Source organism: Parcubacteria group bacterium, from assembly GCA_016186325.1.
GTDB lineage: Bacteria > Patescibacteriota > Minisyncoccia > UBA10092 > UBA10092 > JACPHB01.
This window is the reverse complement of sequence record JACPLW010000005.1, coordinates 11939-28240: the sequence shown is the minus strand read 5'-3', so window position 1 is coordinate 28240 and position 16302 is coordinate 11939. Positions and strand designations below refer to the sequence as shown.

8 protein-coding genes are annotated in these 16302 nt (G+C 42.4%); 7 read left to right on the top strand and 1 reads right to left on the bottom strand.

The features are described 5' to 3' along the window. Nucleotides 1-58 precede the first annotated feature (58 nt). Nucleotides 59-1324, top strand: coding sequence for an insulinase family protein (locus tag HYW79_01820; protein MBI2635260.1), 1266 nt, complete (start codon nt 59-61; stop codon nt 1322-1324). 1 nt (nt 1325) lies between these two features. Then, nucleotides 1326-2363: an AI-2E family transporter gene (locus HYW79_01815; protein MBI2635259.1), complete on the top strand. Its 1038-nt coding sequence runs from the start codon at nt 1326-1328 to the stop codon at nt 2361-2363. Nucleotide 2364: 1 nt separating this feature from the next. Here HYW79_01815 and HYW79_01810 read toward each other — a convergent pair whose 3' ends face one another. Continuing rightward, on the bottom strand, nt 2365-2859 hold the full coding sequence (locus HYW79_01810; GenBank protein ID MBI2635258.1) for a hypothetical protein: 495 nt from the start codon (nt 2857-2859) through the stop codon (nt 2365-2367). A gap of 52 nt (nt 2860-2911) precedes the next feature. Between HYW79_01810 and HYW79_01805 the strand changes: the two genes are divergently transcribed. From HYW79_01805 to HYW79_01785, 5 genes are all read left to right on the top strand, one after another. Beyond that, nucleotides 2912-4381 carry a methionine--tRNA ligase gene (locus tag HYW79_01805; protein MBI2635257.1) on the top strand — a complete coding sequence of 490 codons (1470 nt, stop codon included), beginning with the start codon at nt 2912-2914 and terminating at the stop codon, nt 4379-4381. After that, nucleotides 4378-5235, top strand: coding sequence for a TatD family hydrolase (locus tag HYW79_01800; protein ID MBI2635256.1), 858 nt, complete (start codon nt 4378-4380; stop codon nt 5233-5235). The genes HYW79_01805 and HYW79_01800 overlap by 4 nt, the downstream gene beginning before the upstream one ends. Continuing rightward, the gene (locus HYW79_01795) at nt 5232-7676 is read left to right on the top strand and encodes a leucine--tRNA ligase (protein MBI2635255.1); all 2445 of its coding nucleotides are present in this window, start codon (nt 5232-5234) and stop codon (nt 7674-7676) included. Before HYW79_01800 ends, HYW79_01795 begins: the two co-directional genes overlap by 4 nt. Before the next feature lie 69 nt (nt 7677-7745). Continuing rightward, complete coding sequence (gene glmS / locus HYW79_01790; GenBank protein ID MBI2635254.1) at nt 7746-9764, top strand: glutamine--fructose-6-phosphate transaminase (isomerizing); 2019 nt, start codon at nt 7746-7748, stop codon at nt 9762-9764. Nucleotides 9765-9960: 196 nt separating this feature from the next. Next, a complete protein-coding gene (locus HYW79_01785; protein MBI2635253.1) occupies nt 9961-16236 on the top strand; it encodes a hypothetical protein in 6276 nt (2091 codons plus the stop codon). Nucleotides 16237-16302: the final 66 nt, after the last annotated feature.

The following is a 16302-nucleotide window of genomic DNA, read 5'->3' as shown; positions in this document are numbered from 1 at the left end:
GTTTCTAAATTTTAGGTCAATTAGGTTAATTAGAATAATTAGGTTAATTTTTTAAACTATGTATAAAAAAACCACATTACCAAATGGCTTAAGAATAATCACCGTGCCAATGCTAAAAACCGAAACGGTAACGGTTTTAGTTTTAGTTGCCACCGGCTCAAAATACGAAACCAAGGAAATCAACGGGATATCCCATTTCTTGGAACACATGACTTTTAAAGGAACGAAAAAACATCCGACATCACTATCCATTGTTGAACCTCTTGATAGAATCGGCGCCCAATTCAATGCTTTTACCAGCCAAGAATACACCGGTTACTATGCCAAGGCCGATGCTAAACATTCGGACATGATTTTAGATATTATTTCCGATATCACTTTAAATCCGGTTTTTAATCAGAAAGAAATAGACAAAGAAAGGGGGGTGATTATTGAAGAAATAAACATGTATGAAGACAGCCCCATTAGAAAGATTGACGATATTTGGACAGAGTTATTATATGGTGACCAGCCGGCCGGTTGGGATACGGCGGGAAAAAAAGAAATAATCGCGAAACTGCAAAGAAATAATTTCGTTAAATATCATAGCGATCATTATGTTGCTCCGAGAACTATCCTTGTCGTCGCTGGAAAAATTAATCCAGATTACATTTTAAAAAAAGCAAAAAATCTTTTTAAAACGATTAGTAGCCGTTCCGGAAAGGAAAAACTTCCGACAAAAGAATACCAAAATAAACCACAAGTCAAAACATTTTATAAGAAAACAGACCAAACGCATATTGCTGTCGGCGTTCGTGCTTATAGTATTTTTGATGAAAGAAGGTTTGCTCTGGAAGTACTGGCTACAATTTTAGGCGGAGGGATGTCGTCAAGATTATTTGATCTTTTGCGCGATAAAATGGGCGCCGCCTATTATGTAAGGACTTCGCATGATGGAGCTACTGATACCGGCAATTTAACCACCTGGGCCGGTATTGATAACCAACGAATTGAGGCGATACTAACGGCTATTTTAGGCGAATACAAAAAGATAAAACAAAATAAGGTTAGTAAAAATGAACTTGATAAAGCCAAAGAAAGAATAGAAGGAAGTTTGATTTTAAGTATTGAAACGTCGGACGAATTGGCAAGTTTTTACGGCTTTCAGGAAATCTTAAAGAATGAAATTTTAGGGCCATATGATATAATCAAGAAAGTGCAGCAAGTTACCGCTACCGACGTTTATGACGCGGCTAACGACATCTTCCGGCCGGAAAAACTTAATCTGGCAATGATTGGGCCGGTTAAAGATGGAAAAAATTTACAGAGTCTTTTAAAGCTATAAAATGGCAAGCGAATCAAAAACAATTATAGAAATTTCACCCAAAACTATATTCTTAGTTCTCGGCATAGGCGTTTTGGCGGTTTTGGTTTATATGGTTCGCGACATCATTGGTATTTTGATTTTTGCAATTATAATCGCCTCGGCTCTGGAGCCGCTTCTTGTTTACGGCGAAAGCAAAAAGGTGCCCCGGCTTTTATCTTTGATTTTTCTTTACATCTTGTTTTTTGTATTTTTTGCGGCAGTTATTTACATTATTTTCCCGCTTTTACTTGATCAGTTTCAAGATTTCACAGAGAATTACCCGACTTATTTTGGAAAGCTTGAAGAAGCGGCCGGGACCATTACATTTTTACCCGGTCTTTCGGCTAACATTCACGACCTGCTCGATCAGTTAACGGAACAAATTCCCAGTTTTACTTCTCTGCTTTCTTATGTTTCGGAGATTTTCGGCGGCATTGTTTCCTTTGTCGTGATTCTTGTTATCTCTTTTTATCTTGCGCTTTCAAAAGGCGCTCTTGATGACTTTTTGCGGTCAATGATGCCGCCGCAGTTTGAGGCCTCTATACATGGCCTTTGGATTCGCGCCCAGAAGAAAATGGGGCGCTGGTTGCAGGCACAGATACTTTTGAGTTTTATTATGGCTCTTGTGGTGGGTATCGGCCTTTGGATTCTCGGAGTAAAGTACGCGTTTCTGGCGGCTGTAATTGTTGGTATTTTTGAAATAGTGCCGTTTGTCGGTCCGATTGTTGGCGGCGCGGTTGCGACACTCTTGGCTTTGTCACAATCGCCGATTTTAGGGATTTGGACGCTCGTATTTTTTATTGCCGCTCAGCAATTGGAAAATCACGTGCTTGTTCCGCTTTTAATAAAAAAACTGGTCGGATTAAATCCGGTCACCGTTATTTTAGCGATTTTAATCGGCGCCAAACTCGGCGGAATTTTAGGAATTATTCTGGCCGTGCCGCTCGCGGCGGTGGTTGATGAGTTTTTTGAGGGTCTGGCAAAAAGAAAAAACATTTCCCATCCGGAATTATCTTAGTTTATATTGTGAATATAAAGACTAATATTATTGTTGTTACTTGAGTTGTAATACCGAGCCAAAAACTCGGTTTTTCTTTATATATTAAAGTATGTAGATAAAGTTGTATCTTGTGGTTTGGTTTCAGGGGGCGCCAATTTGTCATAAGGTATAAAAGTTGCAAGGGATCGGGGAGAACTCCGAAAAAAACCGCAATAGCCGCGTAGGAAAGATCGCCAATCTCATAATTTTTGAAAAACATCAAGGACAAAACGCTTAGGCCAATCAAAATGTCAATCGCTATCTTGCCCAGTTCTTTGTATAAAAATCTATCTTTTAAAAATAGAATCTTTTTTGATTTGGCTCTTGACTCGAAATCGGGCGAAAGGTAATTGTCCCAATGCGGTATGGCGTCAACGATAAAATGGCTGAGAAAGCCAAGAGTAGCTGCTAAGAAGTAATTATTAGTGGTTGCCCCTAAAAGGCCGGAGATTATTATATGTGAAGCTAGGGTCATTTGTAAAATTCTTACGTTTCCTATATTTTAACTAATATATTACCATTGTTATATGAATAAAATCAAAATAAAATTCTATATTACGACTGCAATCGATTATGTGAATGCGAAGCCGCATATTGGCCATGCTTTGGAAAAAATTCAGGCAGATGTTCTGGCAAGGTACCGCCGGATAAAAGGCGATGAAGTTTTGTTTCTGACCGGTACTGATGAGCATGGCGCAAAAATCGTGCGGGCAGCGGAAGCGGCCGGGAAAAATCCAAAAGATTTTGTGGATGAAAACGCGGAGAAATTTAAGGAACTTAAAAAAGTTCTTAATTTATCGTTTGATGATTTTATCAGAACAAGCGACCAGAAACGTCATTGGCCAGGCGCGCAAAAGTTATGGCTTAAGCTGGCGGAATCCGGCGATTTATATAAAAAGAAATATCGCGGGCTTTACTGCGTGGGACACGAAGCTTTTGTCACCGAAAAAGATTTGGTTGACGGCAAATGCAGCGATCATAAAAAAGAACCGGAAGTAATAGAGGAAGAAAATTATTTTTTTCGTCTTTCAAAATATTCAAAGGATATAGAGTCATTGATTAAGAATGATGAATTAAAAATAATTCCCGAGACCCGCAAAAACGAAATTTTGTCTTTAATTGATCAGGGGTTGGAAGATGTAAGTTTTTCCCGTCTTCGTAAAGACTTGGAGTGGGGTATCCCAGTACCGGACGACCCGGAACATACAATGTACGTTTGGTGTGATGCGCTCTCAAATTATATTACCGCAATTGGATATAATGAAGAAAATTCGGAGTTTAAAAAAATGTGGCCAGCCGATTTGCATGTTATCGGCAAAGATATTTTAAGATTCCATGCGGCTATTTGGCCTGGGATGCTTCTTTCAGCTGGTTTGCCGCTTCCTAAAACAATTTTTGTTCACGGGTTCATAACCGTAGACGGAGAAAAAATGTCAAAAACAGTCGGAAATATAGTTGACCCAGTCGAGGTAGTTAAAAAATACGGCACCGATGCTTTGCGTTATTATCTTTTGTGGGATATTCAGCCAACCGGCGATGGCGATTTTACTTACGAAAAACTTAAAGAAAGGTATAATAGCGGCCTTGCTAACGGCATTGGCAATATGGTGGCGCGTGTTGCGAAATTGGGTGAAACGATTTCTCCTATTATCTATTCGGAAGATGAAGTAATAGAACGGAATAAGAATACTAAAAATGATATTTGTGAGCGGTATGGTGAATTAATTGGTGATATCAAACTTAACGAAGCACTGGGCGCAGCTTTCGCTCTTGTTTATTCCGTAGACAACTATATTAATGAAACCAAACCTTGGAATCTAAAAGGCGACGATTTGAAAAAAGTTGTTATCAATGCCTCTTTCTTAATCCGAGCGTTTTCCGATTTAATTGAGCCGTTTTTGCCAGAGACAGCAGAAAAAATTAAGGCACAGATAAAGTTTGTCGGAAACAAAATAGAAGTCAAAAAAGGAAACAACATTTTTCCGAGATTAAAATGACATTATTTGACTCTCATTGTCACCTTCATCTTCCTCAATACGATGATGATCGTGAGGAAATGATTGGCCGGCTAAAAGAAGCGGGTATTAAAGCTATAAGCGTTGGAACTGATTTAGAGGAATCTAAGAAAGCCATTGAACTAACTAAAAAATACCCGGATTTGTTATGGGCTTCTATTGGTTTACACCCGAATGATAATTTAGAAGAAAATTTTGATATTGGTAAATATAGAGAATTGGCAAAAGATCAAAGTGTCGTCGCTATAGGCGAGTGCGGACTGGATTATGCCTTTTTTGCCCGCGAGCGAAACGAGCGGTTTCAAAAAAGAGCATCCGCCGAAGCCTTTGGCAAAGGCGGATTGTCGCAAACAAGAACTAAAAGTCAACAGAAAGATATTTTTATTAAACAAATTGAACTGGCGAAAGAATTAAACAAGCCGATTATTTTACATTGCCGTCCATCGGCTGGAAGTCAAGATGCTTACGAAGACGCGATTGATATTCTTAATTCATACTTCACAATTCCTGATTCAAGCGGTAACGGCGTTGCCCATTTTTTTGTCGGTTCCAAAGAAACCGCTGAAAAATTTATAGATTTAGGATTTTATATTTCTTTTGCCGGACCAATAACGTTTGCCGACGAATATAAAGAGGCGGTGGAGTATGTCCCACTTGATAAAATTCTTATTGAAACCGATTCGCCATTTGCGGCGCCGGCGCCGCATCGAGGAAAACGCAACGAACCGGCTTACGTTGAATTTGTGGCGCGAAAAATTGCCGAATGGAAGGGCTTAAGTTTTGACAAAGTCGCGACCCAAACTCATAATAATGCTAAAGCTTTATTTAAAATATGATTGAAAAGTATAACGCTATAAAAGTAGAAAAAAAGTGGAGAGAATACTGGGTAAAATCCGGTATTTATAAAGTTAAGGACAAAAACCCATCCTTCGCCAAAGGCTTCGGAGGGCGAAGAAATTTTTACCATCTTACGATGTTTCCGTATCCGTCGGGCAATCTTCATATGGGGCATTGGTATAATTATGCGCCGGCCAATGTTTTCGCGCGTCTTAAAAGAATGCAGGGTTACAATGTTTTGAGCCCCATCGGTTTTGACGCTTTCGGTCTTCCGGCCGAAAATGCGGCGATTGCGCGCAAAATTCACCCAAAAACTTGGACTTATAAAAATATCAAAACAATGAGAGAACAGCTTAAGTCAATGGGCAATATCTATGACTTTTCGCGCGAGGTGATTACAGCTGATTCCAAATACTACAAATGGACCCAGTGGATGTTTCTTCAAATGCATAAAGCGGGGCTTGCTTACAAGAAAAAGGCATTAGCTAACTGGTGTCCTAAAGATCAGGTAATTTTAGCAAACGAGCAGGTTATTGACGGCCGATGCTGGCGCCACCCCGATACTTTGGTTATCCAAAAAGAAGTTAACCAATGGATGTTAAAGATTACGGATTACGCGGAAGAATTACTGAAAGATTTGGATAAGTTGGATTGGCCGGAGCGCACCAAACTGATGCAGAAAAACTGGATAGGGAAATCGGAAGGAACTTTGATTAAATTCGAAATTAGAAATTTGAAATTAGAAATTCCAGTGTTTACAACACGGGCTGATACGCTTTTTGGCGCTACTTATATGGTACTTTCGCCGGAACATCCATTGGTGGAAAAAGTTACAACCAAGGAACAAAAAGAAGATGTCCGCCATTATATTGCGAATGCTCATCTTAAAACAGAGCTCGAAAGAACGAGCTTAGAGAAAGAAAAAACAGGCGTTTTTACCGGCTCTTTTGCTTTTAACCCGGCAAATCAGGAGGAAATTCCAATTTGGGTATCGGACTATGTTTTAATGAACTATGGCACGGGCGCCATTATGGCGGTGCCTGCCCATGATGAGCGGGACTTTGAATTTGCCAAAAAATTTAATTTGCCAACTATAAATGTAATAGAAGACGGGTTATTGGTAAATTCCGGCGAGTTTACAGGTTTAGAGTCTGTCGAAGGAGGGAAAAAAATCACCGAAGAACTTAAGGAAAAGGGGCTTGGTAGTTTTTCAATTCAATATAAAATGCGCGACTGGGTCATTTCCCGCCAGCGGTATTGGGGCGCCCCTATTCCAATTATCTATTGCGAGAAATGCGGGATAGTACCGGTTCAGGAAAATAAATTACCGGTAAAACTACCGCCGCTTAAAAACTTTAAACCGGTCGCCGGAGGCAAGTCGCCATTAGCGCGCGTAAAAAGTTTTGTTAATGTAAAGTGTCCGAATTGCAAGGGCAAGGCAACCAGAGAGACGGATACAATGGACACGTTTGTGGATTCTTCGTGGTACTTTCTGCGCTACACCGATCCGAAAAACAAAAAACAATTTGCTTCAAAAGACAAATTAAAAGCCTGGCTGCCGGTTGATATGTACGTCGGAGGCGCTGAGCATGCGGTTTTACATCTCCTTTATTCAAGATTTTTTGTTAAAGCTCTTCGGGATTCCGGTTATCTTGAATTTGACGAACCCTTTGTATCTTTGCGTCATCAGGGCGATATTTTGGGGAGCGATGGACAGAGGATGTCTAAATCTCGCGGCAATGTTGTTGACCCGGACGAATTGGTTAAAAAATACGGCGCCGATACGGTTAGAATGTATTTGTGTTTTATGGGCGAGTACAGCAACGGCGGACCGTGGAATCCTAACGGGATTTTAGGAATAAAGAGATTTTTAGATCGAGTGTGGAATAAATTTTTAAATTTTAAATCTCAAAATACCAAATACCAAATACCAAATACCAAATACCAGCAATTATTACATCAGACGATTAAGAAAGTAGGGGATGATATAGAGCATTTCAGATTCAATACGGCAATCAGCGCTTTAATGATTCTTTTTAATGAGATTGAAAAAACCGATATAACAAAAAATACGGCCGAAATTTTTTTGAAACTTCTATCTCCTTTTGCGCCGCACTTTACGGAAGAACTCTGGCAAAAAATAGGAAATAACTCCGACGCCCTTCGGGATCGGAGCTCCGACCGAAAGCGTCGGGGAAAATCGATTCATCTTGAAGTATGGCCAAAATATGACCCGAAATTTATTGAAGTAGAGGAATACGATCTAGTAATTCAAGTAAATGGCAAAATGCGCGATAAAGTTCGCGTTTCAAAAAAATTGAAACGCCCTGAAGTTGAAGAAATAGTTTTATCGCGAGAAATTATTAAAAAATACATTAGTGGCGCTAAAATTAAAAAAACCATATTTGTGCCGGGACGATTGATAAATGTTGTAATATAGGGGAATAAACTTTTATTTAAAATTCAGCTCCGCAACCGCGGAGCTGAATTTTGTGTTGTATGTAATAACATGTGCGGCATTATCGGTTATGTAGGTAATAAAAAAGCCGTCCCTATTTTAATTGATGGTTTAAAGCGTCTTGAATATCGCGGTTATGATTCAGCCGGCATTGTCGTTTTTAACGATGATAAAATTCATTTGGCAAAAGCCAAAGGCAGAATTATAGAATTAGAAAGAAAGATTTCATCAGGTTGGAATGGAAATATTGGCATTGGGCATACGCGCTGGGCAACTCACGGCGAGCCGAGTGAGAAAAATGCTCACCCCCATACCGATTGCGCCAATCGTATATTTGTCTGTCACAATGGAATAATTGAGAATTATAAATCACTGAAAGGAGTTTTAATTAGGCATGGTCATATATTTAAATCTGAAACCGACACTGAAGTTTTAGCCCATATTATAGAAGAAAATCTACGATATGTTGATTTTAAACAAGCCGTGGCAATGGCGCTCAAACAGGTTCATGGAACTTATGGCTTGGCGGTTATGGCGGCTGATTGGCCCGATAGAATAATCACCGCGCGCAATTCCAGTCCTCTTATAATAGGAATTGGGAGTGATGAAAACTTGATAGCATCGGATGCTTCGGCAATTATCGGTCGAACTAAGGACGTTATTTATATGAACGACGGCGAGATTGCGGTTTTAACAAAGTATAACGTAAAAATCGTAGATATTTCAGCATATGTAAATCCGATATCTTTTTTATCTACCTCTCACAATAAGATATATCGTCAAGATGAAAAAAACGCTAAGGTGAAAGTTTCAAGATTTAAATATTTAGATATTTCAAAAAGAAAGGAGCAACTTAAATGGAAATTAAGTGATGCACAAAAAGGCGGTTACGAACATTTTATGTTGAAGGAAATTTTTGAGCAGCCGGAATCAATTTCAAACAGTTTTCGAGGCCGATTGGTCAAAGAAGATGGGAATGTTAAACTCGGAGGTTTAGAAAGCGTGAAAAATAAATTAAAAGAAATCAACAGGATTATAGTCACCGGATGCGGAACCGCTTATTTAGCCGGAATTATCGGAAAATTGATGATTGAAGAGGCGAGTGGCATTCCTTGCGAAGTGGAACTGGCTTCTGAATTGCGTTATAGGAATCCTCCAGCCGACGGACAAAATTTAGCCATGGTAGCCATCTCCCAGTCGGGGGAAACAGCCGATACTTTGTCGGTTTTGAAAAATTTTCAAGATAAAACCGCGCCGGAATCAAAAAATCTAAATCGAAACAAAATCAATGATAAAAAATTAAAAAATAACCAAATTGCTCTCGGAATCGTCAACGTTATCGGCTCAACGATAGCGCGGGAAACTGATGCGGGCATATATAATCATGCCGGGCCGGAAATAGGAGTGGCTTCGACAAAAGCATTCACTTCCCAATTAATTATTTTAGCGCTTTTGGCGGTATTCTTAGGCCGACAAAGGAATAATTTATCGATTGAAGATGGTAAAAAGATCACTCTGGAAATTGAAAAACTTCCGATGCTGATTAAGGAAATATTCAAACAAAAAAATAAGATAAAATTGATTGCTGAAAAATACTCCAGTGCAAAAAACTTTTTATATATCGGAAGAAAGTATAATTTTCCCACGGCATTAGAAGGCGCGCTAAAGCTTAAAGAGATTTCATATATTCACGCCGAAGGATGCGGAGCCGGCGAAATGAAACACGGGCCGATTGCCATGATTGATGAAAACTTCCCGGTTGTGGCTATCGCGCCCGTTGACCCCGCCCCGCAGCTGCGGGGCGGGGTTGATAGCGTATATGATAAGATGGCTTCTAACATGGAAGAAATAAAAGCAAGGCGTGGGAAAATCATCGCCATTACAACCGAAGGAAATAAAAATATTAAACATATCGCGGATGATTGGCTCTATATACCAAAAACTTTAGAAATGCTGACGCCGATTCTGGCGGTTATTCCATTGCAGTTATTCGCGTATTATATGGGGACCTTAAGAAGAATAGACGTGGATAAGCCGCGTAATTTGGCAAAAAGTGTAACAGTTGAGTAATATCGCAAGTTTTTTGCCTTAATAAGGGCAATCCAATTATTGATGTCGGATATCAATAATTGGAGAATAGTCCGCTATTCACTGAATAGCGGGATTTTTGTTTATTTATAAGCAAAATATGCAAGTAAATTTGATATAATTTAAACATGATAGGATATCAGATCAAATGATCTGAAATACGATATAAACTTGAAAAATGCAGAATGAAATAAAAAATTCAGATTATAAAAATTTAAACTATATTCCGCTTTCCGAAGCCGGAAAGATTTTAAGTACTTCACGGGATTATGTGAACGTTTTGATTCGCCGAGGGAAACTTCGGGCAGTTAAGCTTGGGCGGAATTGGGTAACAACTAATGAGTGGCTTCTAGAGTACCAACGATCGGTTGGGCGTTTCACGCAGGCAACAGATAGTGCAACTCTTAAAGAAGAAGAAAAATCAGAGTTTGAAAATCTTAAAACCAGATTGGTTCTTGAATCCACTTTTGCTAAAGTTGCGGCGGACAAGCAAGAAGTCATTGAAAGATTAAAGAAAGTTGAAGCGAGCGTTGAAGACATTTCCCTCCTTCGTCCCGCTTTGCGGGGCTACGAAGGGCAAGCAAAATTTGGAGATTTAGAGATTTCGAAATTTAGAGACTTTGCGCTAGGCCGTGAAATCATAATTTCTTCAAGAGAACTTAAACCCGATGAAAAATTGGCAATTCTTGAAACTGTAAAAGAGAATATAAAATCTAACGATGTCTATGAATTTCAGAAAGCCAGCAGATATTTTGGCGTTCTCGCATCTTTAAAATCATGGTCTAGTCTTAAACTATTTTTGGCTTCGGCTTTTACTGCGGTTTTTTTAATTTTCTCGCTCACATCCGTCTTCGGCATTATTTCGCCGTTTAAGAGTTTAAGTTTACTTAACGGTTTAAGTACTTCTAAGTATCAGGCCCTTCGACAAAACTCAGGGCAAGCGGCTTTAGTTACCGAAATGCTGCAAGGATTTCCTAAAGATATTCCGGAATTTTCCAATTGGATGCTTTCGCTTTTTAAAACCAAACCGATTCAAGAACTGGCCGTCGGTACTTTAGAATCCGGTAAGTCAAAACTGATTCAGCCAAAAGAAGGATTTCCAAAAATTACTACTTTTGAAGATGCTCTAGCGCTTGACGTGCTCCCCGACTTGTCCGCCGAAGCTTTAGCGAAGGCGGAAGCATTCCCATTTTATGCTACTACCACCGCCGGATTTTTGGTTTTTGAAGATCGCCTTTCAGCTTTGGAAAACACATTGATTGATCAGATTGCCTTGGTCAACGCCGATCTCTCTTTACAGAAAAAAACCATCTTAGGTACCCTGGGAACCCTGATTGGAATTTCAAAACTTCTTCCCACTCACCCCATTTCCACCGTTGTAGTCCAGGGAAGTCCGGCTACTTTAACTACCTACTCAATTCAACCTCAAGTCAATACGAGTTTTGACAGATTATCCGCTAATTATTTTAATCTCTCAAACGACGCCACCATCAACGGCCGCCTTACGGTTAACTCCGGCGGCACTTTTAACACTCTCTCGGTTTCAGGCGCCGGTTCTTTCGGTTCGCTTTCGGTTTCCGGGGATTCTTCTTTAAACACTTTAACCGTCTCCGGCCTCTCCACACTCGGCGATTTAACCGTTAACGGAATTTTAACTATTCCCGGCAATGCCACTTTCGGCAACGCTTCAACCACCTACTTTACGGTTTCAAACACTGCTTGGATTACCAACGGAACTATCACCAACGCCTCAACCACCTATCTGACAATCTCAAACAATCTCTGGGGCGATCAATCCGCTTTTTCAACCTCGGTCCAGACGCCGTTAATTTGGAACAACGGAACTTTAACCGCTTCTACCACCGGTGCTTATCCTTTAATCTTTGCCACCGATTCAAGCGAGAGGATGAGGATTGACGAAAGCGGAAAAGTGTTTATTGCCACTACCACGATGCCAAGCGGTTTTGGCGCGAACATCGCCACTTCCACTTTCGTTTACGGCAACCAGTTTATTTCCGGCGGTCTTGGTGTGGGAGCTGCCACCACCACGAGCGGCGCGATTCAAACCAGCGGCGATGTTTTTGTGGGTCGCAATCTTTACGTCTCCGGCAACTCCACCGTTTTGGGCGGCTCTTTAACCGATACCCTGACGGTCAACTCTTCAATCAATTCCGATTTAGTCCCAAATGAAAACAATGTCTACGATCTCGGTTCTCCATCTTTCTATTGGTCTAATCTGTATATTGACACCATTAACGCCAATAACATCAGCGGCGCCTCCACCTCCATTTCCGGCACCAAGTCAGCCGACTTCACCATCAATACCGACAACACTTCAGTAGACCAGGAAAATTCGAACTTGATTTTCTACCGAGGCACTGTGCCCCCCAACGCCGTCATTTCCTGGAATGCCGCCACTTCTTCCAAAAGATTTGAATTCAACCAAGCGGCGCGATTTTTTAATGAATCGGCCTCCACTACCAATTCGGTTTTAACCGTTCAAGGCAACACCGGGCTTACTGCCAACGCTTTCCAAGTTTTAGACGTTTCAACATCAACAACTCTGTTTTCCGTAAACCCGGTTTCCCAAAAAACCACCATGGTAAACGCTTCCACCACCAACCTCACGGTTTCCGGCAATCTATGGACGGGAAGCGGCGGCAATTTCACCGTTGGCGGCACATTACTTCTTCCCGACGGATCCGTTTCCAGTCCATCACTCTCTTTCACAAACGATACCGATACGGGAATTTTCAGAATCGCTGATAACAAATTTGGTCTAGCCACTGGCGCCACCACCAGTTTAACCTTGGACAATGGCAAGGTTATTGTCGGAAACGATATATTAACCGCTTCTTACCAGCTGGAAGTAGCCGACCGCGACGCTTTTAATAATACTATTGTTGACGAATTGCGATTAAGCCACTTTACCACCGGAACGGCTGATAAAGGCCTCGGTACCGGCCTTCTCTTCTATGGCCAGGATTCAACCGGCGCCGGACAAAATCTGGCGAGAGTAGCATCCCAAGTTGAACACGCCACTTCTTCAGAAGGATTTTTAGCAAACCTTTCTTTTCACACTGTCGGTTCCGGAGGCCTCTTAGAAAAAATGAGGATTACGGGAGAAGGTAATGTGGGCATCGGAACAACAAGTCCGAATAATCTTCTGTCTTTATTTAAATCAACCACTCCGGCGCTCGGATTTACAACGGGAAGCGGCGACAGCGCCTGGACAATGGGAATTGACACCGCCGACGCCAATAAATTCAAAATCGCTTCTTCCACGGCGGTGGGAACGAACACCAGATTGACGATTGATGGAAATGGGAATGTCGGCATCGGGACGACGAGTCCGGCGGCGCTCTTACACGTCGTTGGCAATATACAGTTAATGGGAGACAGGTATGGAGCAAGTCCTTCCATCATACTAAGAAGAGCAGAAGGCACAGTGGCAAGTCCAAGCGCTGTTCTTGCAAACCAAACGCTGGGAGTATTCGGGGTACGAGGATACGGGACTACAGACTTTACGAATTCAGTGCGAGCTTTCGTTGCCATGCACGCGGCGGAAAACTGGACTGATACTGAACAGGGCGCATACATAGAATGGCGTACAACTGCAACAGCAGGAACGAGCACTACAGAAAAAATGCGTCTGACCGACTCCGGCAACGTCGGCATCGGAACAACAAGTCCGAATAATCTTTTAACTATCGCCGCGGCAACTACTCCCGCGCTTGGCTTTACAACTAACGCTGGTTTGTCCGGCTGGACAATGGGCATAGACACCGCCGACGCCAATAAATTCAAAATCGCTTCTTCCACGGCAGTTGGGACGAATACGAGATTAACGATTGATGGAAATGGGAATGTGGGGATTGGGACGGCGAGTCCAAGTCAAGAATTGCACATATCACGTGATTCATCGGATCCTGTAGGCATAAAGCTGACTCGCGCTTCTACCGGGGCTACCGGCGGAAATGTGTTAGTTGCCGAAAGGTCGCGGGGTACAATCGCTTCTCCTCTTGCGATCTCATCGGGCGATGCCGCACTATCGATCCAGGGCTTCGGTTTTGATGGAAGTACTTTTGTTCAGTCGACAGAGATCCAATTCGATACCGAGGGAACTATTGCATCTACCCGTGTTCCTGGAGTTCTCCGTTTCTTTACCGGGACGGATGCAAGCCCGACTGTGAGGACGGAACGAATGACAATCAATAGCGCCGGCAACGTCGGCATCGGGACGACGAGTCCGGGGAGCTTACTGTCTCTAAACAACTCCGCCGGGAATTACAACTCTCTTTTCACTGTCGCTTCCTCCACCATTTCCGCCACTACAACACTATTTACCATTTTGAATAGCGGATTTGTAGGAATTGGAACAGACAATCCGACTCGTAATCTTCAAGTTGTACAGAACCAGAACGCAGTCACTCAAATTCGTGTACAGAATCTCATTACTTCTGGGAATACAGCGGCAGCAGCAAATGTGCTTGTAGAGAGTAGTTCGTCTTCGGGCCAAATAGGTGCCTTCCCGGCGGATTACACGACTGCTGCTTTTCAAGACCGCTTTGCGGTCATCGCAAACTCTGACGCATCAGGACTCGTGCTTGGTGGCACGAGTTCCGGGCAGGACATCAGATTCTTCACAGATGGAAGTGCGGCATCCAATGAAAGGATGAGAATCGACTCATCTGGCAACGTCGGTATCGGGACGAGTACGGGATTATGGGCCAGAACAACGATTGCCGGAGGCGGTTCAACTTCTGCTACCGCTGCTTTGAGCGTTATCAATTCCGCTTCAACGTCTCTTCTGTTTGTAAGAAACGACGGCAACGTCGGCATCGGGACGACGAGTCCGAATAATCTTTTAACGCTTTTCAAATCAACCACCCCCGCTCTCGGCTTTACCACCGGAAGCGGCGAGAGCGCTTGGACCATGGGCATAGACACCGCCGACCAAAACAAATTCAAAATCGCCAGTTCAACAGCAGTGGGAACCAATACGAGATTAACGATTGATGGAAATGGGAATGTGGGGATTGGGACGGAGAGTCCTGGTTTCTCGGAGGTAGCGTCCTCTGCGTATCCGCTCATCACGATCATTGCGTCTGGCACGGCTGGCGGTCGGATCGAAATTGGAACTTCCAGAGCCGATGCCAATGATGTTGCGATCGGTTCTGTCAGTGGGGTATGGACAACCAAAAGCACTGGTCATAGGCAAGTCGGTCTTATCTCCATCTTGTCGGATGGAAGCACTGCTAATCAACGCGGCGGTGCTATCGTTTTATATACTAAGCCTGATGCGGGCACGAGCGTTTCGGAGCGGATGAGAATCACAAACTCCGGACTCGTCGGCATCGGGACGACGACGCCCACACAGTTCTTAACAATTTCCAAAGCCGGAACTACGGCTAATGCCAATATTCCCAATGGCGCGCTTTGTATTGATAATGACGGCGGCTGTGTTCCGGGCGCGGCTGGGAATATAACATTCCGAAGTTCAACTACCGGCGGTTCCGACGTGGCGGAAAATTATTTGTCATCAAGTAATTTGGAGGCAGGCGATATTGTTGCTTCAGTGAGTGGTATAAATATTGATAAGGCTACTACCATTTCTAAAACTGTTATTGGCATTGTTTCCACCGCTCCTGGTATGACTTTGGGTTATGATGAAAATGCTAATGCCAGCTCAACTTATCCGGTTGCTTTGGTTGGACGTGTTCCTACAAAAGTTTCTTTGGAAAATGGGCCGGTTGCGATTGGAGACAGAATTTCAGTTTCTTCCGTAGCCGGCATTGGCAAAAAAGCTTCTTCTACTGAAGCGACGGTGGGAATAGCGTTAGAGCCATTTGACGGTTGGAGTCCTTCGACAGGCTCAGGACAATCTGAGTACTCTCAGATTGGAAAAGTTTTGGTTTTTGTAAATCTTGGTCAGCCGACCCTTGCCGCAAGCGGAGGAACCGGCGACTTGGCTTTTATGACTACTGCAAGCGGTGACCTAAATTTAGACGGCCACTCGCTGTTGAATGTAAAGTCAATTTCCGGTTTGAATAACCTTTGGAGTATTGATGAAAATGGCAATATCACCGCACAAAGCGTTCAAACCCAGTCGCTTACCATAGGCGGCGGCGCCGCGAGCGGTGTTACTATATATGATAGAAGCACTTCTGCGCCAAAGTGTATATATATAGAAGGAGGGGTTATTAAAACAAGCGATGGGGCGTGTGGAACGACGACAAACGCGGGAACCCAAGCGTTAATTTCCAATTCTCAAGCTCCAATTTTCAATGAAGCTCCAATGACCAATGACCAAACGGCAACTACAACCACTTCGATTTTAAGCGCGACATCCACTCCTGAAATTGCGCCGGTAAGTGAGGCGATTGTTGCTACAAGCACTGAACCTGTTATAGTGTCTACGACTACTATGGAAATGGCGACAACAACGCCGTAACTTAATTTTCAAATCTCAATTTTCAATTTTCAATCAAATCTCAATTTTCAATTAATAATTCAAATT